23 protein-coding genes and 1 pseudogene are annotated in these 26,056 nt (G+C 50.0%); 19 read left to right on the plus strand and 5 right to left on the minus strand.

The window, feature by feature from the left end; translation table 11 throughout:
• Positions 1-65 precede the first annotated feature (65 nt).
• The 6 genes from A3842_RS05605 (at position 66) to A3842_RS05630 (ending at position 7,352) form a co-directional block, all read left to right on the plus strand.
• Positions 66-1,646 (plus strand): peptidoglycan DD-metalloendopeptidase family protein, encoded by a 1,581-nt coding sequence (locus tag A3842_RS05605; RefSeq protein ID WP_083606924.1) that lies wholly within the window; start codon positions 66-68, stop codon positions 1,644-1,646.
• Between the two features lie 143 nt (positions 1,647-1,789).
• Complete coding sequence (yycF, locus tag A3842_RS05610) at positions 1,790-2,521, plus strand: response regulator YycF (protein WP_074086460.1); 732 nt, start codon at positions 1,790-1,792, stop codon at positions 2,519-2,521.
• Positions 2,521-4,353: a cell wall metabolism sensor histidine kinase WalK gene (gene walK, locus A3842_RS05615; protein WP_074086459.1), complete on the plus strand. Its 1,833-nt coding sequence runs from the start codon at positions 2,521-2,523 to the stop codon at positions 4,351-4,353. Before yycF ends, walK begins: the two co-directional genes overlap by 1 nt.
• A complete protein-coding gene (locus tag A3842_RS05620; protein WP_074086458.1) occupies positions 4,350-5,642 on the plus strand; it encodes a YycH family regulatory protein in 1,293 nt (430 codons plus the stop codon). Before walK ends, A3842_RS05620 begins: the two co-directional genes overlap by 4 nt.
• Before the next feature lie 145 nt (positions 5,643-5,787).
• Positions 5,788-6,528 carry a two-component system regulatory protein YycI gene (gene yycI, locus A3842_RS05625; RefSeq protein ID WP_074086457.1) on the plus strand — a complete coding sequence of 247 codons (741 nt, stop codon included), beginning with the start codon at positions 5,788-5,790 and terminating at the stop codon, positions 6,526-6,528.
• A 17-nt stretch (positions 6,529-6,545) separates the two neighbouring features.
• Positions 6,546-7,352: an MBL fold metallo-hydrolase gene (locus A3842_RS05630; RefSeq protein WP_074100725.1), complete on the plus strand. Its 807-nt coding sequence runs from the start codon at positions 6,546-6,548 to the stop codon at positions 7,350-7,352.
• Here the strand turns inward: A3842_RS05630 and A3842_RS05635 are convergent.
• A complete protein-coding gene (locus A3842_RS05635; RefSeq protein ID WP_074086455.1) occupies positions 7,321-7,527 on the minus strand; it encodes a hypothetical protein in 207 nt (68 codons plus the stop codon). The genes A3842_RS05630 and A3842_RS05635 overlap by 32 nt on opposite strands.
• A gap of 354 nt (positions 7,528-7,881) precedes the next feature.
• Between A3842_RS05635 and A3842_RS05640 the strand changes: the two genes are divergently transcribed.
• The 9 genes from A3842_RS05640 (at position 7,882) to A3842_RS05680 (ending at position 18,629) form a co-directional block, all read left to right on the plus strand.
• Positions 7,882-9,126, plus strand: coding sequence for a S1C family serine protease (locus tag A3842_RS05640; protein WP_074086454.1), 1,245 nt, complete (start codon positions 7,882-7,884; stop codon positions 9,124-9,126).
• Positions 9,127-9,517: 391 nt separating this feature from the next.
• Positions 9,518-9,718 carry a cold-shock protein gene (locus A3842_RS05645; RefSeq protein ID WP_019914582.1) on the plus strand — a complete coding sequence of 67 codons (201 nt, stop codon included), beginning with the start codon at positions 9,518-9,520 and terminating at the stop codon, positions 9,716-9,718.
• 195 nt (positions 9,719-9,913) lie between these two features.
• Positions 9,914-10,144, plus strand: a complete 231-nt coding sequence (locus A3842_RS05650; RefSeq protein ID WP_074086453.1) for a cold-shock protein — start codon at positions 9,914-9,916, stop codon at positions 10,142-10,144.
• Positions 10,145-10,365: 221 nt separating this feature from the next.
• On the plus strand, positions 10,366-11,769 hold the full coding sequence (locus tag A3842_RS05655; RefSeq protein WP_074086452.1) for a cytochrome ubiquinol oxidase subunit I: 1,404 nt from the start codon (positions 10,366-10,368) through the stop codon (positions 11,767-11,769).
• Positions 11,756-12,772: a cytochrome d ubiquinol oxidase subunit II gene (gene cydB, locus A3842_RS05660; RefSeq protein WP_074086451.1), complete on the plus strand. Its 1,017-nt coding sequence runs from the start codon at positions 11,756-11,758 to the stop codon at positions 12,770-12,772. Before A3842_RS05655 ends, cydB begins: the two co-directional genes overlap by 14 nt.
• Positions 12,772-14,592 (plus strand): thiol reductant ABC exporter subunit CydD, encoded by a 1,821-nt coding sequence (gene cydD, locus A3842_RS05665; protein WP_074100726.1) that lies wholly within the window; start codon positions 12,772-12,774, stop codon positions 14,590-14,592. Before cydB ends, cydD begins: the two co-directional genes overlap by 1 nt.
• Positions 14,589-16,385, plus strand: coding sequence for a thiol reductant ABC exporter subunit CydC (cydC, locus tag A3842_RS05670; protein ID WP_074100727.1), 1,797 nt, complete (start codon positions 14,589-14,591; stop codon positions 16,383-16,385). Before cydD ends, cydC begins: the two co-directional genes overlap by 4 nt.
• A gap of 198 nt (positions 16,386-16,583) precedes the next feature.
• Positions 16,584-18,368, plus strand: coding sequence for a M3 family oligoendopeptidase (locus tag A3842_RS05675; RefSeq protein WP_074100728.1), 1,785 nt, complete (start codon positions 16,584-16,586; stop codon positions 18,366-18,368).
• Between the two features lie 93 nt (positions 18,369-18,461).
• Positions 18,462-18,629: a CxxH/CxxC protein gene (locus A3842_RS05680; RefSeq protein WP_074086447.1), complete on the plus strand. Its 168-nt coding sequence runs from the start codon at positions 18,462-18,464 to the stop codon at positions 18,627-18,629.
• A gap of 157 nt (positions 18,630-18,786) precedes the next feature.
• Here the strand turns inward: A3842_RS05680 and A3842_RS05685 are convergent, their stop codons facing one another.
• Positions 18,787-20,187: an MFS transporter gene (locus A3842_RS05685; RefSeq protein ID WP_074100729.1), complete on the minus strand. Its 1,401-nt coding sequence runs from the start codon at positions 20,185-20,187 to the stop codon at positions 18,787-18,789.
• Positions 20,188-20,325: 138 nt separating this feature from the next.
• On the opposite strand from A3842_RS05685, the gene A3842_RS05690 reads away from it, so the two are divergent.
• A complete protein-coding gene (locus tag A3842_RS05690) occupies positions 20,326-20,676 on the plus strand; it encodes an ArsR/SmtB family transcription factor (protein ID WP_074086445.1) in 351 nt (116 codons plus the stop codon).
• Between the two features lie 398 nt (positions 20,677-21,074).
• Here A3842_RS05690 and A3842_RS05695 read toward each other — a convergent pair whose 3' ends face one another.
• Positions 21,075-21,740, minus strand: a complete 666-nt coding sequence (locus A3842_RS05695) for a phosphatase PAP2 family protein (RefSeq protein ID WP_074086444.1) — start codon at positions 21,738-21,740, stop codon at positions 21,075-21,077.
• Positions 21,741-21,838: 98 nt separating this feature from the next.
• Between A3842_RS05695 and A3842_RS05700 the strand changes: the two are divergent.
• Together A3842_RS05700 and A3842_RS05705 are read left to right on the plus strand one after the other, a co-directional pair.
• A pseudogene (locus tag A3842_RS05700) lies at positions 21,839-22,137 on the plus strand (group II intron maturase-specific domain-containing protein); the annotation flags it as partial.
• A gap of 257 nt (positions 22,138-22,394) precedes the next feature.
• Positions 22,395-23,540, plus strand: a complete 1,146-nt coding sequence (locus tag A3842_RS05705) for an IS110 family RNA-guided transposase (protein ID WP_074100730.1) — start codon at positions 22,395-22,397, stop codon at positions 23,538-23,540.
• A gap of 429 nt (positions 23,541-23,969) precedes the next feature.
• Here the strand turns inward: A3842_RS05705 and A3842_RS05710 are convergent, their stop codons facing one another.
• Positions 23,970-24,503 (minus strand): hypothetical protein, encoded by a 534-nt coding sequence (locus A3842_RS05710; RefSeq protein ID WP_074087026.1) that lies wholly within the window; start codon positions 24,501-24,503, stop codon positions 23,970-23,972.
• Between the two features lie 418 nt (positions 24,504-24,921).
• Positions 24,922-25,629, minus strand: coding sequence for an MFS transporter (locus A3842_RS05715; RefSeq protein ID WP_074087027.1), 708 nt, complete (start codon positions 25,627-25,629; stop codon positions 24,922-24,924).
• A gap of 31 nt (positions 25,630-25,660) precedes the next feature.
• On the opposite strand from A3842_RS05715, the gene A3842_RS05720 reads away from it, so the two are divergent.
• On the plus strand, positions 25,661-26,011 hold the full coding sequence (locus A3842_RS05720) for an ArsR/SmtB family transcription factor (RefSeq protein WP_074087028.1): 351 nt from the start codon (positions 25,661-25,663) through the stop codon (positions 26,009-26,011).
• The last annotated feature ends 45 nt before the right edge of the window (positions 26,012-26,056 follow it).

Below are 26,056 nucleotides of genomic sequence, written 5' to 3' on the forward strand. Positions count from 1 at the left end.
GGGACGTATAACAAAGCTTGGCCGCTCTGTGCGGTAGGAATGGGCGGACTGAAAGGGAGAGTTTCATGAAGGGATTTAAGTTCATGCGCCAGGCGGGGAAGCTGCGGAACGATGACGGGTATTCCGCAGAGCTCGGTGCAGCAAGTCAACAGGGCAGCGATGCCGATAGCGATAATGTCTTTCATCAGGAGACTAAACCCCGGAGATTACGGCGCTCCTGGATCGCGGCTTCCGCCGGTCTGGTGCTGCTTGGTGCGTTTCTGGTGGGAGCCGAGAAGAGGTATGTGACCGCTAATACGGTAACTTACTATAAGGTTCTGGTGAAGGGCGAAGAAATCGGAAAGATCAGCCAAAAGGCTGATCTGGAGCAGCTATTTGAACAGAAGAGTCAGGAGTATCAGGTGAAGTATCCTGAGTCCGTGATGGTTCTGCAGACAGACGGGATTTCGACCGAGGCCGAAAAAGCCTTTAAGCCTGAGGTTGACAGCCGTGCCACATTGGACAAATTGGATGGCATGCTGAAGGCCTATGCGGTAGGTGTGCAATTAACGGTAGACGGCGAGGTTCTTGGCATCGTCAAGGATCAGGCGACGGCAGCAGCCGTGCTGAAAGGTGTCAAGGAGCATTACATGCCGCAGACCGAAGCTTCTACAGGAGCGCAGCTCAAGAAGACGGCTGCTTCAAGTTCAGCCAAGGGCGCAACCAGTGCCAAGGATACCGTAGAGTCGGCTGATATCCGCGAGCAGGTGTCTATTGTACCGGTCAAAGCCGATCCGAACAAAGTCTTAAGTGTGGATGAAGCCGTAAGTGCACTTACCGAAGGCAAAGAGGAGCCGCTGACGTATACGGTGCAGGAAGGCGACACGATTTCTGGTATCGCCAAGCTGTATGATACTACACAGGCTGAGATCTTCAAGAACAATCCTACGGTCAAAGAATTGACGCTGCAAATTGGCGACACTCTGCAATTGACGGTTCCCCAGCCCGCACTTACGGTGGTTACCGTAGAACAGGTGGGCGAACAGGTCGTTACCGAGCCGGATGTGGTTGTGCGTAAGAGCGATCTGCTCCCAGCAGGCAAGAGCAAAGTGGTACGTCCGGGACAGACTGGCCTCAAAACGATGCAGTACCGCCTAACCAAAGAAAACGGTCTGGTCGTCAAGGAAGAATGGCTGGGACAGACGGTGGTGCATGCTTCGCTGCCGGAAGTGGTGTACCGGGGAACCAAGGTTGTCGGAGAAGGAACGTACAAGGAAACCAAGTCTGCCGGAGAAGGAACAGGGATGTTTGCCTGGCCGGTGATGGGTGCATCGATTTCCAGCAGCTACGGCGAGCGTTGGGGCCGCGTACATAAAGGTGTTGACCTGGTGTCCGGTAACCGTACGATCAAAGCCGCCGATGCCGGAACAGTCAGCTTTGCAGGTGTACAGAACGGATATGGCAACGTAGTGATTGTAGATCATCATAACGGGTATATTACGTACTACGGTCATTTGAGCAGAATTTCAGTCTCTCTTGGACAAAGACTTGAACAAGGTACGCAAATCGGAGTCATGGGCAGCACTGGACGTTCAACCGGCACACATCTGCATTTTGAAATCCGCAAAAACGGGATCGCGATCAATCCAATGAAGTATCTGCAATAATTCATATCTTAAGCCAGCCGTCCGAGTGATTCCGGGCGGCTTTTAAATTACAAGAATGCGCATCGTAGGATGTGACGCCAGGACAGGTATGCTAAAATAAGAGAATCAATGATAAGTATGGTTAGAAAGGTGAAGCGGAGCATATGCAGATGGGGACGATTCTGGTAGTAGACGATGAACAGCCTATTGCTGATATATTGAAATTCAATTTGGAAAAAGAGGGCTATGAAGTAATCTGCGCCTTTGACGGAAACAGTGCAGTAGAGCTTGCCTTGTCCAAACGGCCCGACCTGATGCTGCTCGACCTTATGCTTCCCGGCAAAGATGGCATGGATGTCTGCCGTGAGGTGCGTTCAGCTCATCTGGATATCCCGATTATTATGCTTACCGCCAAAGATGGGGAGATCGACAAGGTGCTGGGCCTGGAGCTTGGAGCAGATGATTATGTAACCAAGCCTTTCAGTACGCGGGAACTGCTGGCGAGAGTCAAGGCGCAAATGCGGCGCCAGCATAAGCCGGTACCGTCGGAAGCACAGAGTGAACAACTGGAAAGCAAGCAGGGGGTACAGCATTTTGGCCTGTTTGTGGATACGGACATGTACATGGTCTATAAGGAAGGCGAGCCGCTTGATCTGACGCACCGTGAGTATGAACTGCTCTATTATATGATTCGCCACGCCGGCAAGGTAATGACCCGGGAGCATTTGCTGCAGGCCGTATGGGGCTTCGAGTATTTCGGGGATGTGCGGACCGTTGATGTAACGATCCGCCGTCTGAGAGAGAAAATTGAGGAGAATCCCAGCAAACCGGAATATATTTTTACCCGGCGCGGACTTGGTTATTTGATGCATAGCCCCAAAAGCGGAGGGTTGTGATGAAGGGACTGTCCTTTTTCCGGACGATACAGGCCAGGCTTATAATCATTTATGTACTGCTGATTCTGATCGCGATGCAACTGATTGGCGTATATTTTGTCAGCTCGATGAAGAATTCACTCACTGATAATTTCACCAAGGACCTCAAGGCGCGCGCGGAGATGCTCTCGATTCTGACCGCCGATAAATTCGGCAGTGAGGCCGGAACCGCAGATGAAGAGACTGCAGTAGAAAGTCTGCGCGGTATGGTCAACAATTTGTATATCAATGGTGCCGAGATTCAGGTGCTGGATGCAAGCGGTAAGATCATCACCACTTCGGTTCCTTCGCAGAATGACTATGTCGGCCAGCGCAACACCCAGACAGTGGTCAGCCGCGCTCTTCAGGGAATCAGCGACAATGAGGAGTATATTATAGCGGATGATAATGTGCGCAAGAAGGTAGTCGCCAAGCCCGTGCTTTCCGGGGACAAAGTGGTAGGAGCGATCTATATTGCTGCTGACATGAAAGATCTGTATGCCACCATGAGCCGGATCAACAGCGTATTCCTCTCCGGACTGCTGCTGGCACTGGCGCTGACGGCCGTTCTGGGCGTTATTCTGGCGCATACGATCACACATCCGATTAAGGAAATGACCCGGCACGCCACGGCGGTAGCCGAAGGACGCTTCAACCGCAAAATGCCGGTTTTCGGCAACGATGAGATAGGCCAGCTAAGTCAGGCTTTTAATTATATGACTGGAAGATTGCGGGAAGCTCTCTCTCAGAATGAAGAGGAGAAAGAGAAGCTGGCTTCCATTCTGGCGAATATGAGTGACGGTGTTGTCGCTACCGATGAGAGTGGCGGGGTTATTCTGATGAATACCCGGGCAGCAGATATGCTGGGTTCAGAAGGTCCGCTCCCGGAGGGTGCTCCCTTGGACGAGCTGCTCGGCTTGGATCATGAGCAGTCAGGCTCCCTTGCTCAGGGTAATGCCCAGTCTGCAATGCTCCATCTGTCGCCAATGGGCGGAGGAGATCCCAACATTGTGCGTGTTACCTTCACGCCTATACACCGGCGGGAGGGCAGAGGGATCGCGGGTACGATAGCGGTCCTGCAGGATGTGACCGAGCAGGAGAATCTGGAAGAGTCGCGCCGTGAGTTTGTAGCGAATGTGTCGCATGAGCTGCGGACACCGCTAACGACCATCAAGAGCTATGTTGAGGCACTGGATGACGGCGCACTTGAAGATCCGCAGCTTGCCGTGCGGTTCGTTGGGGTCATCCGCAATGAGACGGAGCGGATGATCCGCCTGGTTACGGATCTTCTGCATCTCTCACGTCTGGATTCGAAGGAATCCAGCCTGCGTATTCAGCAGACCGATATTTCCGAGATGCTGGAGGATGTGGCGGACCGCTTCTCTTTTCAAATCCGCCAGAAACGGATTCATATCAGCACCAGAGTCCGCAAAGAGGTCGAGAGCGCTTGGCTCGACCGTGATCAAATCGATCAGGTGCTGGGCAATCTGGTCTCCAATGCGCTGAAATATACACCGGAGGGCGGGACGATTCAGCTCGAAGCCCTGAAGAATGAAGAGGGGATGCTGGCTGTTTCTGTCCGGGATTCTGGAATCGGCATCCCGAAGAAGGATATTGAGCGCATCTTTGAGCGTTTCTATAGAGTGGACAAGGCCCGTTCCCGTAACATGGGAGGCACAGGCCTGGGACTGTCCATTGCCCGGGAAATTGTCAAAGCACATGGCGGCTCAATTTCCCTTCAATCGGAGCTGAATGAGGGCTCACTGGTCACCTTTACACTGCCATTGAAGCAGGAGAGGGGGAGTGAGTCATGAAGGAAAAGGTGAAATCCTGGGTTCTTGCGCTGCTTGTATTTGGGAGTCTTGTAGAGAGCTATTATCTGATCTACCGGTTGCCGGGCAGCGATTCAGCGGTCATGTCGGAGAATTTATATGTGAAGACAGACAATATGGGGCCGGAGGAGAAGGTGGAGAACCTGCTCTATCCCGATAAAATGATTATTCATATGGGGGAGAGCAAGCATACGCTTTTTTATCCCAATACGACATTTTATAATCTCATCCTTAACCGCCTGAAGGGCCGGAGCTTTGAGAGCTTTCAGCGGCGGTCCGTGCAAGACTTCGACTGGGATAAGATCCGGAATGAAAATCCGGGGATTGAGCTGTCCTTTGGTGCAGGAATTCCCGTAACCCTGCTGCAGCGGGTCATGCAGTTGTCACCCGATTCCCTGTTTGAAGGGGAAAGCATCGACAGGATTTGGATTTATAATATGAAAAATGATTCCAAAGCACACGCGGTCTTCTTCAGTACCCGGGGCGACATTGTCTATGAAGCGGCCAAGGCCGACCTCACCGTGCAGGATGTGCAGCAGCATGTCGATTTCGGCAATAACCTGACCAATTACAAAGCAGTGAACGGCGATTATTATGTGCCGGATGCCAAAGTATCGATGGTTGAAGTCGAAATGCCCTCCGGCATGTATACGATTCAGCAGATGCAGAGCAATCTCTTTTTTGATGCAGGCAGTACCCGATATATTCCGGAAAAAGACGGCTCCGAAATTTATACAGACAGCAAACGCAGTCTTCAGGTCGATCAAGAACAGAACTGGATGAGCTATAGTGATCCGGCTGCCCTTCCCGCTGGGGACAGCACTCCGGCTAAGGATGCCCTGGAGGCCGTTGATTTTGTGAATGAGCACGGGGGCTGGAATGGAACTTACCGGCTGGCTGCAACAGAAGAGGGCAGGCAGGAACGCAAGGTATCTTTTCAACAGTTCTATGGTTCTTCTCCCTATGGCTCCTATCCGATTATCAGCCAGCCGAAGCTGCAATACGGAGTGATTAATCTGGAGCTTCAGCAAGGAACCGTATCATCCTATGAACGTTCCCTGATGTTTGTGGAAGAGGACAAGGCGGTCAAGCGGATCGTAGATTTATCATTCGGGGAAAGGCTGGAGGGCCAATTGGCACAAATTAGCCAGGCTTCTGCGGTGAAGGATTTGACTCCGGTGTATGTGCCTGCTGTCAAAGGGGAGAAGCTTCAGCTGATTCCGGTATGGCGGGTTACGCTTAAGGACGGCACCGTGCTTACGCTGAATTAGGGTTCCGAAGCTATATACATTATTAAACGGTAGAAGTGCAGACGACAGCGGCGGAAGTCCAAACATTCCCTGTATGACGATCAGAATTAATATGAGAATCTTAAAGTTCAACCAATATAGTTACAAAACGTTTAGGAGGGAAGGTATGGACTGGGGAAGAGCAAAAAATGTGCTGATATACGCCTTTCTGGTATTGAATCTGTTGCTGTGCTATCAGCTTTGGATGGATCTGCGTGATCAGGCCAGCGCCAACCTTGATTTCACCTCCTTGTCGAAGGCAACGCAGGCTGTCATGGAAGAGAAGAACATTCGTATTCTATGTCCAATTCCGGCTGCAACCCCCCAGTTGCCGGATCTTACGTATCACTATTCCGGTGAGGAGCAGAACGAACCTCCTGTAGAGCTTAAAGAGCCGATAGACAGCAAGCTGATCTATTCCTCGTTTACCGAGCTTAGTACGGCGCTGGAGGGGCAGATCCCCGATATATCCAATTATCGTTTTGATGCCCAGGAAAGTGAGGTAGGCAAGTTCGTGCTGCACCCGCTGGTAGATAAGAAATGGTCACTGTTCAGGGTTAGACTGGAGCTGATTAACAGTGATCAGAAGATCGTGGCTTTCCGGTGGCCGAAGATTGAGATGGTAACTACAATGAGTGATACTGATCAGAAGGTGCTTCCGGCATCGCAGGCGCTCAGCAGCCTAATTGAGAAGTATTTTCCGGCGAATTCGGTGGTTAAGGAGATTGAGCTGGGATATTACGGCGAGCTATTCAACTCCGAGAGCCAGGTGGCTTCGCCAATGTGGCGGTTCATGCTGGAGAATGGCAATGCCTATTATGTAGATGCCATTAGCGCGGACATAATCAGTCCTAAGACAACAGAGTAGAAGGAGCAGGAGAGAGAATGGGAATATCATTTACAGTGCTGTCCAGCGGTTCTACCGGTAATGTGACGGTGGTGCGCAACGGGGAAACGACACTGATGATTGACGCCGGGCTTAGCGCGAAGCGGATTGATGAGCTGCTGGCTATGCGCGAGCTGACCGGACAGGATATCGATGGAATTCTAGTTACGCATGAGCATTCCGATCACATTAAGGGACTCGGGGCAATGGCGCGCAAATATGATCTTCCGATCTATGCCAACATGAGTACCTGGGGAGCGATTGAGAAGGGCATCGGCACGATTGCCGAGCAGAACCGGGTCATTCTGGAGACGGGGCAGAATAGGGATTTTGGCAGTATGCGGGTAGAGTCATTTGCGATCTCGCATGACGCGGCTGAGCCAGTGGGGTATAACTTTTACGATGGCAAAGAGAAGCTGTGTGTGGCGACAGATCTGGGTTATGTGAGCGATAAAGTGCGTACGGCGATCTCAGATGCCGATGTGCTTGTACTGGAAGCCAATCATGATATTGAAATGCTGAGAATGGGACGGTACCCCTGGAACACGAAGCGGCGGATTTTAGGTGACCTGGGCCATTTGTCTAATGAGGCGGCAGGTGCGGCGCTGAGTGAAATTCTTACCGGGCGGACCAAACGCACGTATCTGGCACATTTGAGCCGGGATCACAATATGATGGACTTGGCCAAAATGTCTGTTCGCGTTGCGATGGAGGACCGGGGCTGTTTTTTCAAAGACAGTGAATTCAGGCTCTGTGACACCTACTATGACCGGCCTACGCCATGGGATAAGGTGAGCCAGTCATAAGCTGGTCCATTTCCGTAATCTTGCGTTCCAGCTCTTGGCGGGAGAAGAAGCCCTTATCAATCAGAAGTTCGATCAAGGCGCTCTGAACCAGAACCAAATGATAGTGCTCATCCTTAAGATCACCCAATTTACCGATAAACTGCACAAGATCCATACTGGCTGAAAAAGATTCCAAGCTATACCCCTCCTTGCATGTAATAATTTACATGGTTTTTACGGCAGAAAAAACACGGTGTAACATCTGCGTGTGATACAATTAAATAGTAAGCGTAAGACGGACTTTGGCAACATGGTTTCTATTATTGTAGGCATTTATGCTGCGAAATATTCCTGAAAAATGACAGATAACGCTAGCTTGCAAGAATTCTAGACGTCCTATGTGCTTTGCCCCCGTACTTTTAGGGTGAAATAATAAAATGAAACCTTTTAGTTCTTCCTGGAGTCTAAGAGAAGATGAGGTAAACTCGGGCGTGGTTGCTTGGCGTTCAGGTATTGAATGCAGTAGCAATAGAGGGGAGAGGATGTAACGGTGGGACTGTTTGACGATGATTTCTATTCAACGAAAGTGTCACGGCGCAGAAGCAGAAAGATTGATGCCTCAAGCGAACGAGGCGGGCACAAATGGCCCCGCAGATCGCGGAGGAACCTGGCTACATGGCAGGTAGCTATGATCTGCTCTATAGTCAGTGCTGTGACAGCGGTGCTTCTGTTCAGTCTGGTGACCGGACAGCTGACCCATGAGAAAGCCGAATCAACGGTGGTAATCGGTAAGGTTGCTGCAAGCAGTGGTGATCCCTATGAACGGATTATTCAGGCCGCCGCCCTTGTACGCCCGGCGGTTGTGAGCATTATTAATCATAAGAAAGATAACAAGGAACTTAATATTCTCGATGAGTCCGCACTGGGTTCGGGAGTTATTTATAAGAAAGAAGACGGCAAGGCATTTATTATTACGAACAACCATGTGATCGAAGGTGCGGCCAAACTGGAAGTTGTTACGGTTAACGGGGAGACCCGCAAAGCAGCACTTGTTGGCGCGGATAAAGTAAGCGATATAGCAGTGCTCTCCATTGATGGAGGGGGGATTAACACCATCGCCCAGATCGGCGATTCCTCCAAGCTCCGGCTGGGAGAGACCGTCATTGCTATCGGCAATCCCCTGGGGCTTGGAGATACACTAACCTCTGGGATCGTCAGCTATACGGAGCGGACCATTCCTGTATCGCTAAATCAGGATGGTGTGTATGACTGGGAGCAGGAAGTCATTCAGACGGATGCTGCCATCAACGAGGGCAACAGCGGCGGGGCTCTGGTGGATTTGGATGGAAAGGTGATCGGCATTAATACGATGAAGATCTCCGACACAGGCGTGGAAGGGCTCGGTTTTGCGATTCCGGCCAATCATGTAATGGAAACGGCGGATGAACTTGCAGCTAAAGGTAAAATCTCCCGCTCCTACTTAGGTGTATATTCAGTGGATCTTAATAATCCTTATGTGCCATTGGCGGAGGACCAGCGTAAGGAGCTGAATCTGCCCACCAGCGTGAAGGACGGGGTTGTCGTTCTGGATGCAGTTGGACCTGCTAAGGATGCGGGCCTGCAGTTCAATGATGTGATTACGAAGTTTGATGATCAATCCATTACATCTACACTGGCACTGCGCAAATATCTGTACGATCATACCAAGATCGGTGATGATCTTAAAATCACCTTTTACCGCAATGGGGCCCTGAAGCAGGTTACAGTAAAACTTCTGGAGAAGCCAGAGGAATAAAAGTCTTTTGGGCAGTATATAATATAGAGGCAGTCACATGAGGGAGCGGCGCCGCCCTATAAATGATTTATAATTTATGAGCGGCAGCCGTTTCTAAGTTGTGAAAATGGGGTAAAAGATAGTACTGGAATCAAGATTGTACAATTTCGGCCGACTGGCAGCCCTTACATTGGAAGGTTAACCTAAATAGTGAAAAAACGGAGAAATTCGGATGGGACAGCTTGCCTTTGTTATTGAGGTGTGGTAACATGAAATTAATCATACAATTGATACCTAATTCTCGTATTGAAAAGGGCTGTCAAATGGATTACAACCTTTCTCAATGTGTGAATTTTTTCTTTGTTTGAAGATAAAAAGAACATATTAATTTAAATTTGTGGAGGTAACACACATGCAAACAGGTACAGTTAAATGGTTCAACGCAGAAAAAGGATTCGGTTTCATCGAAGTTGAAGGCGGAAGCGACGTATTCGTTCACTTCAGCGCAATCACTGGCGACGGCTTCAAAACTTTGGACGAAGGCCAACGCGTTGAATTCAACGTTGTTCAAGGCAACCGCGGACCACAAGCCGAAAACGTTGTAAAACTGTAATAATAGAAGGTACCGTCCCCGCTTGTGAAAGTTGGGACGGTCTTTTTTTCAAATATAAGGAATTATATGCTTCATGCAATATCGGTCCCTTATATTTCTCGTGAAACGGTTGCCGTCCTTAACATCAAGGGCGGCAATGTCGTTTCTACTTGTCTGGATTCTCAACTTGTGACATAAAGGAAGGGAGGAACGGCAATGAACTACCGGAAGAAGCCTTTGGAGGAAGTACCGGAAGAAAATACCGCAATTTGGGCCTGTACCAACGATGGATGTAATGGATGGATGAGGGATAATTTCGCATTTGAACATGCGCCTTCTTGCCGTCTCTGTCACTCCCCGATGGAGCGCAGTATGAAGATGCTGCCACTGCTGCTCAATTCCAATGGCGATTTGAAATCGCTGAAGAAGGGTATTTCCATTACCTAACCAATGCCTTTATGAGTCAAGCTTCTATAGAATAATAAACACATTCAAGACGGTGAAACCGTCTTATTTTTTTTGCTTTCAGGACGCAATATTGTGATATTTGTCACAAATTTATTGAATTTTAAGCCTGAATAGGGTGTATAATGTGATAAATATCACACTTAACCCTTTGAATTTTTGACAAAATAGACATATCGAATGGGAGAAGGAAGGGGAGAAATATGGATACAGTGATGCTGTCGCGATTACAATTTGCGTCGACGACAATTTTTCATTATTTCTTTGTACCAGTATCAATTGGACTCGCGCTCTTGATTGCAATCATGGAGACGATGTATGTCAGAAAAGGCAATGATGAGTACAAAAGAATGGCGCAGTTCTGGGGAAAGCTTTTCCTGATTAACTTCGCTGTGGGCGTTGTAACAGGGATTCTGCAGGAATTTCAGTTCGGTATGAACTGGTCTGACTACTCGCGTTTTGTCGGGGATGTATTTGGAGCTCCACTAGCGATTGAAGCGCTGCTTGCTTTCTTTCTGGAATCTACGTTTATTGGAATTTGGATTTTCGGCTGGGATAAGGTATCCAAACGTGTCCACCTGGTCTCGATCTGGCTGGTAGCGCTCGGCACCATGCTGTCGGCTTTCTGGATTCTACTGGCCAACTCGTTCATGCAGCATCCGGTAGGTTTTGCTATCAATAATGGACGGGCTGAAATGAATGATATATGGGCATTGATTACCAATGGACAATTACTGGTCGAGTTCCCGCATACAGTTCTCGCCGCATACGCTACAGGCGCCTTCCTGGTCACGGGAATTAGCGCATATAAATTGCTGAAGAAGCAGGATGTTTCCTTCTTCCGCAAATCATTTGAGATTGCTGCGATTGTCGGTATCATTTCATCGTTCGGTGTAGCCATTGCGGGTCATGCCCAGGCGCAATATCTGGTTGGGACTCAACCGATGAAGATGGCTGCTTCCGAAGGACTGTGGGATGACAGTGGAGACCCTGCTGCATGGACAGTTTTTGCGACGATTGATCCAGAGAATAAAATAAGCTCTCATGAAGTGAAAATTCCATATATGCTGAGCTTTCTCTCTTACAGTAAGTTTTCGGGATCTGTTAAAGGGATGAATACGCTGCAGGCTGAATATGAAAAAGCATATGGTCCTGGGGATTATATTCCACCGGTGCGCACGACCTTCTGGAGCTTCCGGATCATGGTTGCTGCAGGCTCGCTTATGATTCTGCTGGGAGTGTACGCCATCTACCTGATGTGGCGCAAGAAGATGGAACGCCCGAACACCTGGTTCATGCGCTTTATGTTCTGGGGGCTGCTGCTTCCGCCGATTGCTAATACATCGGGCTGGATTATGACCGAGATGGGAAGACAGCCGTGGACGGTATTTGGGTTAATGACTACAAAGGATAGTGTATCGCCTAATATTACGAGCGGACAGGTGTTATTCTCGGTCATTTCTTTTACAGCAATCTACGCCATTCTTGGTTTGGTACTGGTTGGCTTGTTCATCAAGGTGATCAAAAAAGGTCCTTACGCCATGGATAACGATCACGGCGAATCCCATGATCCGTATAACAAGGAGGGATCCCATGCTTTCTCTTAATGAATTGTGGTTTGTGCTGATTGCTGTGCTGTTTGTCGGCTTCTTTTTCCTGGAAGGCTTTGACTTCGGCGTAGGGATGGAAACTCAGATTCTGGCGAAGAATGATACGGAGCGCCGGGTGCTGATCAACTCGATCGGGCCATTCTGGGATGCGAATGAAGTATGGCTGATTACAGGTGCAGGTGCAATGTTCGCCGCTTTCCCGCACTGGTATGCAACGCTTTTCAGTGGATTCTACATTCCTTTCGTGTTTGCGCTGCTGGCGCTGATTGCCCGCGGTGTCGCCTTTGAATTCAGAGGCAAACGGGACTCGCTGGCTTGGAAAAGAACCTGGGATGTCTGCATCTTTTTCGGAAGCTTCCTGCCGCCGTTCCTGCTTGCCGTAGTGTTCGCCAGCTTCATCAAGGGGCTGCCGATCGACGGGGATATGCAGATGTATGCCGGATTCTTCGATATTGTAAATGGTTATACTGTAGTGGCTGGTATTACTGTAGTGATGCTCTGCCTGGTGCACGGATTGATGTTCACTACGCTTCGAACGGTAGGGGATCTGCAGGAACGTGCCCGCAAGCTGGCACAGAAGCTGCTGTTCCCGCTGGCTGCGCTGCTGCTCGCTTTTGTGGTAATGACTTATTACATGACAGATGTATTTGAGAAACGGGGAGCACTGCTGTTCGTAATTGTAATTCTGGGAATTGCTGCTTATGTGCTGTCCGGCTATTTCATGAGTAAGAAGAAAGACGGGCTCGCCTTCGGGATGACGGGTGCGGTGATGGCCTTGTCGGTAATCTCTATCTTTGTCGGACTCTTCCCGCGGGTGATGATCAGTTCGCTGGATCAAGCCTTTAATCTGACGATTACGAATGCAGCTTCCGGCCATTATTCCTTGAAGGTGATGACGATTGTGGCGCTGTCGCTGCTGCCGTTCGTGCTGGGCTATCAGATCTGGAGCTACTTCGTCTTCCATAAACGGGTTCACGAGAAGGAGCATCTTGAATACTAATGGATAAAAATTTGCTTGGGTATAAAGGAGTTAAGCCGGTCTTTCTGATCGTGGGCTTCCTTACCCTGGTGCAAAGCCTGTCCATTCTTCTGCTGGCGAAGTCGCTGGCAGAAGTTGTCTCTTCGCTATTTGCGGGGGAACCGCTGAAGGAACAAGGGGCGAAATCGCTCTTGTTCCTTCTTGCGTTTCTGGTGCGCCATGCCAGTGCCCTGCTGATGAGCCGTGTGTCTTACCGCTTCGCGGAAGCTACTGGCAGCAGCATGCGGAGACAGATGATGGACAAGCTGTTCCAGCTGGGACCAAGGCTGGCAGGCGACCGGGGGACCGGAGATCTGGTTACGCTTGTGCTTGAAGGAGTCACGAAGTTCCGGACGTACCTGGAACTGATTATTCCGCGGATGGTGGGGATGGCGGTCACACCGGCCCTGCTGCTGGTGTACGTCTACACTCAGGACACCTCAAGCGGTGTTATTCTTACGTTGACGATGCCGATCATTATTGTCTTTATGATTCTGATCGGGATGACGGCCCGCAAGCAGATGGACCGTCAATTGAAATCGTACCGCACGCTGTCCAATCACTTCGTGGATTCGCTGCGTGGTCTGGAAACGCTGAAGTTTCTCGGGCGCAGCCGCAGTCATAGCGAGAGTATAGCGGCAGTTAGTGACCGCTACCGTTCCGCGACCATGCGTACGCTTCGCGTAGCTTTTCTGTCCTCGTTCGCCATGGACTTCTTCACGATGCTGTCTGTGGCTTCAGTAGCGGTAAGCCTCGGCCTCCGTCTGGTGAATGAACAGATGACATTGGTCACTGGACTAACCATTCTGATCCTGGCACCGGAATATTTCCTGCCGGTCCGCCTGGTCGGAGCGGACTTCCATGCTACTCTTGATGGCAAGGAAGCGGGAGAAGCGATGAAGAGTATTATTGACCGGGAGGCAGTGGAAGCCAAACTGCTGAATTCGGCTGGTGTCATAGCTGAAGCTGGAACTGGAGACAAAGCTGGAACGGTAACAAGTGACGTTGCAGGTACTTCGGCTTCCGGAGCTGTTCCATTCAGGGATGTATTCACTTGGCAGAAGGACAGTGTCCTTGCACTACATCAGGTGGGCGTGAAATATGAAGCCGATGGTATTGCTTCGCTCTCCGGTGTGGATCTGGCGTTCAGAGGGAATGCCAAGATCGGCATTATTGGCGAAAGTGGTGCAGGTAAGTCCACCCTGGTGGATATCCTGGGTGGCTTCCTGCATCCTACGTCCGGTACGATTGAAGTGAACGGTAACCAGGTGAGTGCGTTAACCGATGAGGGATGGCGCAAGCAGACCGCCTATATTCCGCAGCGGCCGTATATTTTCAGCGGAACACTCGCAGATAATGTACGGTTCTATTACCCTGATGCTACGAATGAAGCGGTGGGTGAAGTGATTGCCGCTGCTGGATTATCGAAGCTGGCTGCGTCACTCCCGAATGGACTGGATGAAATGATTGGCGGTGGAGGGCGTTCACTAAGCGGCGGCCAGGAGCAGCGTGTAGCATTGGCCCGCGCACTGCTAAGCAGCCGGCCGGTCATGCTGCTGGATGAGCCGACCGCTCATCTGGATATTGAGACGGAGTATGAGCTGAAGGAAACCATGCTCCCGCTTTTTGAAGGGAAGCTGGTGTTCTTGGCTACCCACCGGCTGCACTGGATGATTGATATGGATCTCATTGTCGTTATGCAGCAGGGACAAGTGGCCGAGGTTGGCACACACCAAGAGCTGGTAGCCCGCAGGGGTGCCTATTATGAGCTTATTCAAAGTCAATTGGAGGGAATCCATTGAAACGTGAAGGATGGTTTGCTCCCTATTTCAATTCCTATTTCTGGCGGTTTCTGCTGATTATCATCCTGGGTGCGCTGACTATTTTCTCAGCCTCCTCCCTGATGTATACCTCCGGGTTCCTGATCTCCAAGGCATCCATCCCGCCGGAAAATATTCTGATGATCTACGTGCCGATTGTCGGCGTGCGTACCTTCGGGACAAGCCGGGCGGTAATTCACTATGTGGAGCGCCTGGTCTCGCATGATACGATATTGCGGATTCTCTCTAAGATGCGTATCCGGCTATACAACATTCTGGAGCCGCAGGCACTGTTCCTGTCTTCGCGCTTCCGTACCGGGGATATTCTGGGTATGCTCGCTGATGATATTGAATATTTGCAGAATGTGTACTTACGTACCGTATTTCCAAGTATTATCGCTCTCTTGATCTATGCGGCTGCGATTAGCTCACTGGGTACATTTGATGTAGCCTTTGCACTGTTGATGGGGCTCTACATGCTGGTCATTGTCATTGTCCTCCCGCTGATCTCGCTGCTGCTCACGCAGTCGCGGCAACGGATGGTGAAGCAGGAACGCAACCGGCTCTATCAGAAGCTGACCGATGCTGTCCTCGGGATGGGGGATTGGGTGATCAGCGGACGGCAGAGCCAGTTCGTTGCCACTTACGAGGCAGACGAGAAACGGGTTGCCCATACCGACGGAGCACTCCGCAGATGGGCGCGTATCCGGATGTTCCTCGGACAGGCCGTTGTCGGGATCGCTGTCGTATCTGTAATCTACTGGGCTGCCGGAGAGTATCAGAGCGGCGCCATCGCCGGAACACTGATTGCGGCGTTCGTACTGGTAGTGTTCCCGGTGGCAGATGCTTTCCTGCCGGTCTCTGATGCGGTAGAGAAGATTCCGCAGTACCGTAATTCTCTGGAGCGTCTGAATCAAGTAGAGTCAGCCGGGGGAGATCCCTCCGAGGCTGATGAAGCAAGCAGCGCGGAGGAAAGAGCACTTGCAGAAGCTGCCACTAAGGCGATCAGGGAGACCCGGCAGGCACATATTCAGTTGAAGAATGCAGGATACCGTTATGCTTCCGGAGACGACTGGTCGATTCAGGATCTGACTCTCGCCATTCCGCAGGGACGAAAGGTTGCTATTATCGGCCGCAGCGGAGCGGGCAAGTCGACGCTGCTGAAAGTGATTCAAGGTGTGATCAGACCTTCTATCGGGTCTGCCGTAATCAATGGCATCGACGCTTCCGCCTACGGGGAGAACATTCCGAAGCTGATTGCTGTCCTTAACCAGAGCCCGCATTTGTTCGACACAACGGTGGCGAACAATATCCGGCTGGGCAACCCTGAGGCTTCGGACGCAGAGGTCAAACGGGCCGGAGAACTGGCCCAATTGGACAATCTGATCTCTTCACTGCCAGAGGGTTATGATACTCCGGTGCGTGAAGCCGGCCAGCGTTTCTCCGGCGGGGAACGCCAGCGGATTGCCCTCGCCCGTATTCTGTTGCAGAATACTCCGGTTGTCGTGCTTGATGAGCCGACGGTCGGACTTGATCCGCGTACGGAGCGTGAACTGCTGGCAACGATGTTTGGTGCGATGGCAGATAAGACGCTGATCTGGGTAACCCACCATCTGGTGGGCGCAGAGCAGATGGATGAAGTGATTTTCATGGAGAATGGGGTTGTGGAGATGCGCGGCACCCATGCAGAGCTGATGGCCCGTGAAGCCCGTTACCGCAGACTATATGAGCTGGACCGTCCGGCTGAGTTCCTTACGAAGCGGGCAGGGGATTAAGTCATATTGATCTTACAAGGCTTCTTTCGCCCGGTTTTGGGCGGAGGGAGCTTTTTTTTGAAAATATATGGTAGCATGATACTATTGGATGGATTACCCATATTACCGAATGAGGTGGAAGCATGTGAGTTCTGCTGCTCTATAAGATAAGATATCATAATATATTTCCGCGCTTCTCAAATAAGGAGAGATTAAATAATGGATTTATCGTGGGAGCTGGAAAGCCTATACCCTTCTTTTGAGTCGGAGAAGTTCAATCAGGACCGTGAGCTTCTGGCAGAGTCTGCTGAGAGATTGAAGAGATGGTCTGCTGAACATCTGCATAACCGTACACATAACGATAGAGAAACAGCGCAAGCCATCGAGCAATTTCTGAAGGAATATAATGCTTACAAAAGTGTCTACCTCTGTCTATTTAGCTATGCGGAGCTTAGGTTCAGCGTAGACAGCAGCAATATGGATGCAGTGAACCGAATGGATGAGCTTGAGGACACGGCACTGGCTGCGGGGGAGGTTCATGCGGACTTCAGCAAGTGGCTGGCAAAAATCACAGATCTGAATACCATCCTAGCTTCGTCCGCTTACCTTGCCGAGCATGAGTTCTATCTGTACGGGTTGCAGCGGCAATCTGCTCATTGGCTCGGGGAAGAGGCGGAAGCGGTCATTGCGAGGATGCAACGTACCGGTTCCAAAGCCTGGGAGCGGCTGTATATGCAGACATTATCCAGACTGCGGGTGGATATCAGGATCGGTGGAGAAGCTCAGAACATGTCCCTTGCAGAATTGCGGAATCTCGTCTATGACGGGGACGTATTAGTTAGACAAGCAGCTTATGAAGCTGAGCACGAAGCGTGCCGGAGTGTAGCGGAACAGAGTGCGGCCTGCCTAAATTCGGTTAGCGGAGAAGCGGCTGCAGTCTATGAGCTGAGAGGGTATGATTCACCACTGCATAAAGTACTGACCGCATCGAGAATGGACCAGAAGACACTGACCGTAATGCTGAATGCCATTAAGGAGAGTCTTCCAGTCTTCCATAAGTACTATTTGAAAAAAGCAGAGATGCTCGGCCATTCCGGCCAGCTTCCGTTTTATGATGTTTTTGCTCCGGTAGCCGGGGAGAGTTCAGCCAAAGTAACCTACCGGGAAGCGAGAGATGTGATCGTCTCCGGCTTCAGTGCATTCAGCGCAGAACTGGGCGAATTCGCCGGCAAGGTGTTCCGGCAGCGCTGGATCGATGCTGAGCCGAGAACGGGCAAGGGCAACTTCGGCTTGTGCGTCGATATTTTTCCGATCGGAGAGAGCCGGATCATCACCAGCATTACGGGGAATTATATCGATATCAGTATACTGGCGCACGAAATCGGGCATGCCTACCATAGCAGCTGTCTTACCGGTGAAACTATGGTGAATACAGACTATCCGGTGCCGATTGCCGAGACAGCGTCGATTTTTTGCGAAAGTCTCATTCACCAGGAGCTGCGGAAGGTGGCACCTGAAAGCGAGACCCTCTCCATTCTGGAACGGAGCCTGTCCGATGCCGGATATTACATTGTCGATTTCTATGCCCGTTACTTGTTCGAGAGCAGGCTGTATGAACGAAGACTCTCGGGTGTTCTCTCCGTCCAAGAACTGAATGACCTGATGCATGAATCGATGGTAGCTGCATATGGGGATAGCATTAACCCTGACACGATTCATCCTTACCAATGGATCAGCAAAGCCGGATATTATATGGCAGGCAATGAATTTCTGAATTTCCCTTATTCCTTCGGACTGCTGTTCTCCAAGGGACTGTACGCGCAGTATAAGAAGCAGGGCGAAGCATTCGTAGACCGGTACCGCTCTTTCCTGGCAGCAACGGGTAAAAGCACCATCACAGATGCCGCGAGACTGATGGATATTGATGTGAATTCACCAGAGTTCTGGCGGGATGCATTGACACTGATCGCGGATGATATTCAGAAGTTTGTGGAGAGTGTATAAACTCTGCGGAGGGAGTTCCTTTTTGCGGGGAAGTGTGGTAGAACAGTAGAAGGAGTATATGCCGCAGCGGCACAGAAAGGGATGCTTGATCGAATGTATGTAGTGTGTAAGGAACATGTAGAGCTGGCTATCGACAAATTTGTGGACGAGTTCGAGGATGCACCGGATATTGTGGATCTGAAGGAAACCGAGTTCTCTGACTGGGATCCCCCGGCGAAATGTGCGGAGTGCGATAAGAATGCAGAGGTTCTGGTAGTTTAGAGCCGGAGTGCTTCATGACAATTCAATCAACTATTCAAAAGAGGGCCATGAGCCGGATGTTCACTCATCCGGGGTATCCGGTCACTCTTAATCAGGCTTGCCCTGCAGCTGTTGGAGCTGCAGGGTATTTTTGTATATATATTGCCTGATGATCCGCTCATGCCTCAACCATATCCTCCATCCCATTCCCGTTGCTCCGGCGGTACGCAAAAGCAGAGGCAATGGCGATGAGTGCGGCAATGGAAAGTCCCCAGTAAATATTGGAGTAAGCCGCAGACAGGGAGAGTCCACGCTGCCATTCCAGCGCACTGGCAGCCATGGCGACACCGAAGGCGCCACTGAAGAACTGCAGTAGCTGGAACAGTCCCATCCCGGAACCAATCTGGGAGGAAGGCAAGATACGGGAGATTTCATTGGATACACTGCTGGACAGCGTTGTGAAGGCTAGACTCATAATCATGTATACGAACATCACTGCCACCCATGAATGTCCGGCGAACAGGGCAAATAGAATGGTAGCCGTCAGCACAAGCAGCGGCACAAAACGCAGAATACCCCCGTTGCCGAAACGGTCAATGATCCGGCCTACCGCTCGGGATACAACAATGGCCAGCAGGGAGCCGGGGAAAATCACAAATCCGGCATGGCTTGCGCTGAAGCCAAATCGGTGAACCAGAATCTGTGGAAGCAGGAACAGTGTTGCAAAGCTGCACAGGTATGAGGCAATCCCGACCAGAGAGAGCACCAGGTAGGATCGGTTCTTGAAAAGAGCAGGCATGACAAACGGATCAGGGGTGGTGCGGATCCGGCTGATGAACAAGAAAATGGCGGCAATGCCGGCAACCAGAGCCATCCACAGCCCACTGGTCAGGAACAGCAGAAGCCCGGTGGTGCCGATTCCGAGGAAGATCCCTCCGACGGCGTCAAAAGAGCCCCGGGTCGGCAGTTCCTTTGGCAGCAGAACCAGAAACAGCGGTACAAGCAGCAGAATAAACGCAGTAATGGCAAACAGCCAGTTCCAGCCGAAGTACTGGGTAATGGCTCCGCCCGCAACGGGACCGAGCCCCAGACCAAGCGAAACTGCAGACATTATGGTAGCCATCGCCTTACCGCGGCGGTCCAGCGGAACATACCGGGTGAACAGCACCAGAGACAATGACATCACGGCCCCGGCCCCGGAAGCCTGCACGATACGGACAATCAAGAGGAAGATGAAGTTCGTGCTGAGGAATCCGGCAACCGCCGCGAAACCGAGTGTCAGCAGGCCAATCGTCAGCAGCCTGCGGATCGGCAGGAAGTCAGAGAGTCTGCTGTAAGTAATTGAAGCAATGGAGAACATAATGGAATATCCGGTCACGATCCAGGAAGCGGCGGAGGCAGAGATGCCAAACGACTCCGTCACATCAGGCAGTGCCAGATTGAACATCGCCGTATTCATAATGACGAGAACAACCGCAACACTGAACAGAAGCGTCAGCAGCCCTTCTCTGGGAAGAGTGGCTTCCACTGATGAATCCTTCTCTTCCGCTGTAGCGGAGGTATTCGTTAATGAGTCCATGTGATGGCCACTCCTTTTTTATGTTTTATATTTCGATTATCATCGAACATTTGAAATATAGCATGGGTTGATATAAAATGCAATTAGGAGCACTATTATTTGTGGCATCTATCTGTACTCTAAAGGGGATATTGATCCATGAAGATACTATTTCATCCGGACCGTAAGGACATTCAGCTAGCCTCCGTACTGTATGCGCTCAGTGACCCCATTCGCTTATCTATCATTTCAGATATCCAACACAATGGCGAACAGGCCTGCAACGGCTTCAACGTGCCGGTCGCCAAATCCACGCTGTCCCACCATGCCCGGACGCTGCGCGAGGCAGGGGTTATCCATACCCGTGTTCAAGGTACCCAGCGTATGTTGTCCCTGCGCACCGAGGACTTGAATGCACGTTTTCCGGGACTACTAGATTCTGTGCTCCGTGCCTACGAGGCTGCAGAACAACCTGTGCCGGTCATGAAGGCAGAGGAGAGTAGTAACTGAGGTGTCTGTTGAGTAACTGAGCTCGAAAGTGGCAAAAACCAGAAGGCTAATGGGTCAGCGGCGCATATATATTTTTATCAAAAAAGACAAAGCCACTGGCGGCTTTGTCTTTAGCTGTTTCTATGACTATCTGTGTTGCCTCAGCGCGGATTCACCTTCACCTGAGAGCCTTTGCCGCCATACTGGATGCCGGTGTCTTTCATAAAGCTGATGAGAAAAGCTTATGTCATGAGCAGGGGTGGTGTAATGTATATGGCACAAAAGTTGAAAAAGAAAAGCGCACCTGGTGAATAATTCATTTGTAAAGCAGAAAGACCACCCGTTTTATACGCATGGATGTAGCCTTTCACGGTTTTGACCCTTCGGTTAGCCCCCTTCGCTTATCTGCGGAAGGAGCTTCAGGTGCTTCGAGGACTATCTTCGAAAGAACGCTCTTGGGGAGTGCTGCTGCTGCGGGTGAAGAAGTGCTCCACCAGCAGAACGGCAGCCAATACAATTTCAACTAGCATAATGCCGGCAAGGCCGTCGAGAATCGCATGCTGCTTGATGAACAGCGTGGATAATATAATCATCCCGGACATCCCCCCGATCAGGAGCATGTTCCATTTGTTCCGGAAGCCGCTGCTGGCGGTTAGGCGAAACACCATGTAGCTGGAGAACACATGGATACTGGGGAAACAATTGAACGGCTGGTCCCGGTGGTACACAAAACGCACGATCAAGGTAAAGACGTCATGGCCCACCAACTCGGGGCGTGGCACCGTTGTTTGAACTACAGAGTAAATCCCGTAACAAATGCATGCGCATACGGTATAAATCAACAAAGCACGGTAATACACACGCAAATCGTTCTTGAAGAAATAGTAAAGACATAGATAAATATAAAAGATCCAAACGGAATAAGGTAGTGCAAAATATTTGACGAAAGGGATGGCGTTATCCCATGAGGTCATCAAATGATAGACTTTGCCTCTCGGCTTGTTGACCCATGCATACATCTTGCCGAGCACCGGGAAAATCAGCATCAACAGCAGCGGTGTATATTTCCAATTGCGTAGCGACACTTCTCAACCTTCTCCCTACGAATGATAAAGCTATCCCCCATTATAGTTGATTTAAGCAGGAATAAAAATAACCATCTCGTCTCCGCACTCTCGCCTTCTATCTAATGGGTTGGATCGGCTATTTCCGTCTAGCTCGGCAAAGACGCACCTCCATAAACTGGACCAGTGGATTCGGAGAAGACTTCGAATGTGTCAGTGGAAGCAATGGAAACGAGTACGTACACGAATCCGTGAACTACGGGCACTTGGGGTGCTGGAGTGGGCATGTTTTACAATGGCCAACTCACGGAGAAGCGCATGGGAAATGTCCCGGAACACGAACAATGCCCTTCCGAATTCCTATTGGGAAGCGAAAGGGCTGAAAAGTTTGCTTTCACGTTACCTGGAACTTTGTTAACCTTTTGGAACCGCCGTATGCGGACCCGCATGTACGGTGGTGTGTTGGTATGATAAACGTACCGGCCCGTTCTTGTTACAATGGAGACAGGGTTTCGGAGAAGGCTGCAGGCGGGGCGGTTGCCCTCTCGCTGGGATGAAATAAGCCCGTTGGTGTGTTTAACCGCCTCCTCGCCTCACCCAGTTGTGGCATAGCCCACGGATAGGTGAATGTACAAGCAACTCCGCCTGTAATTGTATTAAGGGGAGGGAAGGGAAATGCGGTTTATTGGTTTGGATGTACATCAAAAATATGCGGAAGGATGTGAAATCGGCACCGATAAGAAAAAAAGACGATTCCGGATCGCTAACACACGCGAAGCTTGGGAGGAGTTCGGCCAAACCCTAGATCCCAATACTCGCATCGTTCTCGAAGCGACCAGCAACGCCTTTTGGATTCATGATATCTTATCCGAATATCCCGGGCAAGTCGTTGTCGCGAATCCTCTTAAGACGCGAGCAATCGCAGAAGCTCGTGTAAAAACAGTCGCATTGGATGCCCAGATTCTAGCGCAGTTGCTCGCAGCTGATTTTATCCCAGAAAGTTGGGTTCCATCGAAGGACGAGTACCAGTTAAGAGTCTTACTTCATCACCGGATAAGGCTCGCGAAAATTCGGACAATGCTTAAAAATAAAATACATGCTGCATTGATTCGGAGCGGAATTCAATCGCCATGGAGCGATTTATTTGGGAAGGGTGGAAGGAAATTTCTAGAGAAAGTCATGCTGCCGACGACTGAGCAAATTATTGTCTGTTCGTCGCTACGTATGCTGGATTCGGTCCAGAAAGAAATGGCGGCTCTGGAAGCAGATTTGCATGCAAGGGCGAAAGAGAACCCAAGCGTACACTTGCTTATGGGTATACCTGGGATATCTGTACTAAGCGCCTTGACCATCCTTGCTGAGGTCGGAGATATTTCACGTTTCTCCTCTCCCAAAAAATTGGCTTCATACAGTGGGTTGGTCCCTTCGGTCCATCAATCGGGGAAAACGTACTATACCGGTAACATTACCAAGGAAGGCCGGAGTACACTGCGTTGGATTCTGGTCCAGTGTGCCCAACGAGCGGTACAAAGCCCTGGAAAATTGCGTTTGTTTTATCTAGCGCTGAAGGAAAAAAAGGGGCATAAGGTTGCGATTGTTGCAACTGCTCGTAAACTTCTCCACGTCATTTGGGCGGTGTTAAGTCGTAAAGAAGAATACAGGGATCTGCGGCGAGACCTGCTTGAACGCAAGCTCAAGCGTATGGAAAAAAACGCGAATGAATACGCTATGCCCGAGCTGAGCGAAGTTGTTGAAGCGCTTGAAATGATGTCAGAAGAACCGATAGTAACGAGTGAGGAATGGCTTGGAGGAGTCGGATAGAAGATGAACCCAAAGCTATAAGCTAAACCAGGCTAAAAAAACAAAGTAGCCTGGTTTAGCTTAGTGTTGGCATTTTTAGGTTTAGTTGGACTTCGTTCATTTATTCGCAAATTGGGACTTGCAGTTTTTCATAGGTGAGAGGTCGGCTACTCACAAATGAGTAGCCTCCTACTCGATTTTCCCTAATTAGCTTTGTTATTGACGCCTATACTCGGATTGCACAGCCTTCTGCGGAACGTCGGGGCCGCGTTTCCATATTAGTAATGGAAGTAAAATTACCTTTAAAGAGGAAAATAAATCAGGAAGGGCATAATCGTCTGTTTTAAAGTAACGTAATATGGGCATGACAATAACGGCTTCACCATGAGTTTATTATCTGTCGTGAAGAACAAAAGGAACGTCACACGGAGATGTGACTAGGAATGGAAATTAGTTTTTTCCATTATTATCGCTCAAACTATTTTCTATTTCTGTATTAATAATCGCCATAATATCCTCGGAGTTGTAGATATCATTATTCACTTTCCAGGTATCCCCTTTTTTTAGTAGTGTTACAATCCCATCAAGGCTTATCATATCTTCTCCGAAAACGAGCTCACCAGTATATGAGAGATCGATACTTTGTCCTGTATCAACTTTCTCAGTAAAAGATAAATTCTCGAGTTTTAATGCGGTTTTTTTTATCAAGGCAATTCTTGAACCGCGTACAAAGCCACGGCTAGCTGATTGTTTATTAAAATAGGATTCTGTAGTCAAAGGTTTGATGGCCTCTTCTTTTTCCGCTATTTGCTGAGGAGTTACCTCTCTGGTGTTATCCGGTTTATTTGCTTCAAGCTCATTCATTTTGTAAGAACGAGCTACCTCAATAGCTATAGAAACATCATCTTTTTTAGAAGAACAGGCAGTAAAGATAGAGGAAGACAAAACAATAATTCCAATTAAAGCAAGTGATTTTTTTTTCAATTATTCCCCTCCCGTTAGCTGTTTATGATTACCAAAGAGTAATTATTAATATTCAATAGATACCATCATTATACATGTAATGTAATATATTTACTATTTTTTAATGATTAACTGTTACTGCTAACCCATAGTGACCACAGGTTCACGGTGTGAAGTGTCCTGCTATTGACGGCCATGCTGTCCGCAGCAGGATAGAAAAGCAGGGAGAATCATGACAATTCTCCATGGATCACGTGTTTTATTTTTACCATATGGTCATCTATAATCCGATGCTTGTTCTGTGCGCCGTAGATCAAGGCGTGGGTACACAGCTTGTTCACCAGCCAGGCAGTTCCGCTGGAAAAACGGTAATTTCGTCTGTCACCGCCTCCGTAAACAGCTCATGCCCAGCACCCGCCCATCGTGAGTATGCCTGCTGCTACAGGCCGCCCCTGAAATATCCCCACATCTTAGACTTGGTCATTGTAACAAAGCCTTTTATGCGTTGCACCGCTCCCTCATTTCCCGAGATCTGGAAGTCACTGAACTGTATGCAGTAGGATCGGTTCTTGAAAAGAGCAGGCATGACAAACGGATCAGGTGTGGTGCGGATCCGGCTGACGAACAAGAAAATGGCGGCAATGCCGGCAACCAGAGCAATCCACAGCCCACTGGTCAGGAATAGCAGAAGCCCGGTGGTTCCGATTCCGAGGAAGATCCCTCCGACGGCGTCAAAAGAGCCGCGGCTCGGCAGTTCCTTCGGCAGCAGTACCAGAAACAGCGGTACAAGCAGCAGAATAAACGCGGTAACGGCAAACAGCCAGTTCCAGCCGAAGTATTGGGTAATGGCTCCGCCCGCAACGGGACCGAGTCCCAGGCCAAGCGAAACTGCTGACATTATGGTAGCCATCGCCTTGCCGCGGCGGTCCAGGGGAACATACCGGGTGAACAGCACCAGAGACAACGACATGACGGCCCCGGCCCCAGAAGCCTGCACGATCCGGACAATCAAGAGGAAGATGAAGTTCGTGCTGAGGAATCCGACAACCGCCGCCAAACCGAGTGTCAGCAGGCCAATCGTCAGCAGCCTGCGGATCGGCAGGAAGTCGGAGAGTCTGCTGTAGGTAATTGAAGCAATGGAGAACATAATATCTGTACTCTAAAGGGGATATTGATCCATGAAGATACTATTTCATCCGGACCGCAAAGACATTCAGCTTGCCTCCGTACTGTATGCGCTCAGTGACCCCATTCGCTTATCCATCATTTCAGATATCCATCACCATGGAGAACAAGCCTGCAACTGCTTCAATGTACCTGTCGCCAAGTCGACGCTGTCCCATCATGCCCGGACGCTGCGCGAGGCAGGGGTTGTCCATACCCGTGTTCAAGGTACCCAGCGTATGCTGTCCCTGCGCACCGAGGACTTGAATGCACGTTTTCCGGGACTATTAGATTCTGTGCTCCGTGCCTACGAGGCTGCAGAACAGCCTGTGCCGGTGACTGAGGTAGAGGCAGAGGGAGAGTAGCAACTGAGGCGGGTTATTTAGTAACAGAGATAGATAATAGAGAAC

The sequence above is a fragment of the Paenibacillus sp. P3E genome, assembly GCF_001909045.1.
Lineage (GTDB): Bacteria > Bacillota > Bacilli > Paenibacillales > Paenibacillaceae > Paenibacillus_AQ > Paenibacillus_AQ helianthi.

Bases quoted from the DNA above. Each gene is read 5' to 3' on its own strand.
- A3842_RS05605 (WP_083606924.1), top strand. From the start codon at position 66: ATGAAGGGATTTAAGTTCATGCGCCAGGCGGGGAAGCTGCGGAACGAT.
- yycF (WP_074086460.1), top strand. From the start codon at position 1,790: ATGCAGATGGGGACGATTCTGGTAGTAGACGATGAACAGCCTATTGCT.
- walK (WP_074086459.1), top strand. From the start codon at position 2,521: ATGAAGGGACTGTCCTTTTTCCGGACGATACAGGCCAGGCTTATAATC.
- A3842_RS05620 (WP_074086458.1), top strand. From the start codon at position 4,350: ATGAAGGAAAAGGTGAAATCCTGGGTTCTTGCGCTGCTTGTATTTGGG.
- yycI (WP_074086457.1), top strand. From the start codon at position 5,788: ATGGACTGGGGAAGAGCAAAAAATGTGCTGATATACGCCTTTCTGGTA.
- A3842_RS05630 (WP_074100725.1), top strand. From the start codon at position 6,546: ATGGGAATATCATTTACAGTGCTGTCCAGCGGTTCTACCGGTAATGTG.
- A3842_RS05645 (WP_019914582.1), top strand. From the start codon at position 9,518: ATGCAAACAGGTACAGTTAAATGGTTCAACGCAGAAAAAGGATTCGGT.
- A3842_RS05650 (WP_074086453.1), top strand. From the start codon at position 9,914: ATGAACTACCGGAAGAAGCCTTTGGAGGAAGTACCGGAAGAAAATACC.
- A3842_RS05655 (WP_074086452.1), top strand. From the start codon at position 10,366: ATGGATACAGTGATGCTGTCGCGATTACAATTTGCGTCGACGACAATT.
- cydB (WP_074086451.1), top strand. From the start codon at position 11,756: ATGCTTTCTCTTAATGAATTGTGGTTTGTGCTGATTGCTGTGCTGTTT.
- cydD (WP_074100726.1), top strand. From the start codon at position 12,772: ATGGATAAAAATTTGCTTGGGTATAAAGGAGTTAAGCCGGTCTTTCTG.
- A3842_RS05675 (WP_074100728.1), top strand. From the start codon at position 16,584: ATGGATTTATCGTGGGAGCTGGAAAGCCTATACCCTTCTTTTGAGTCG.
- A3842_RS05680 (WP_074086447.1), top strand. From the start codon at position 18,462: ATGTATGTAGTGTGTAAGGAACATGTAGAGCTGGCTATCGACAAATTT.
- A3842_RS05685 (WP_074100729.1), bottom strand. From the start codon at position 20,187: ATGGACTCATTAACGAATACCTCCGCTACAGCGGAAGAGAAGGATTCA.
- A3842_RS05690 (WP_074086445.1), top strand. From the start codon at position 20,326: ATGAAGATACTATTTCATCCGGACCGTAAGGACATTCAGCTAGCCTCC.
- A3842_RS05705 (WP_074100730.1), top strand. From the start codon at position 22,395: ATGCGGTTTATTGGTTTGGATGTACATCAAAAATATGCGGAAGGATGT.
- A3842_RS05715 (WP_074087027.1), bottom strand. From the start codon at position 25,629: ATGTTCTCCATTGCTTCAATTACCTACAGCAGACTCTCCGACTTCCTG.
- A3842_RS05720 (WP_074087028.1), top strand. From the start codon at position 25,661: ATGAAGATACTATTTCATCCGGACCGCAAAGACATTCAGCTTGCCTCC.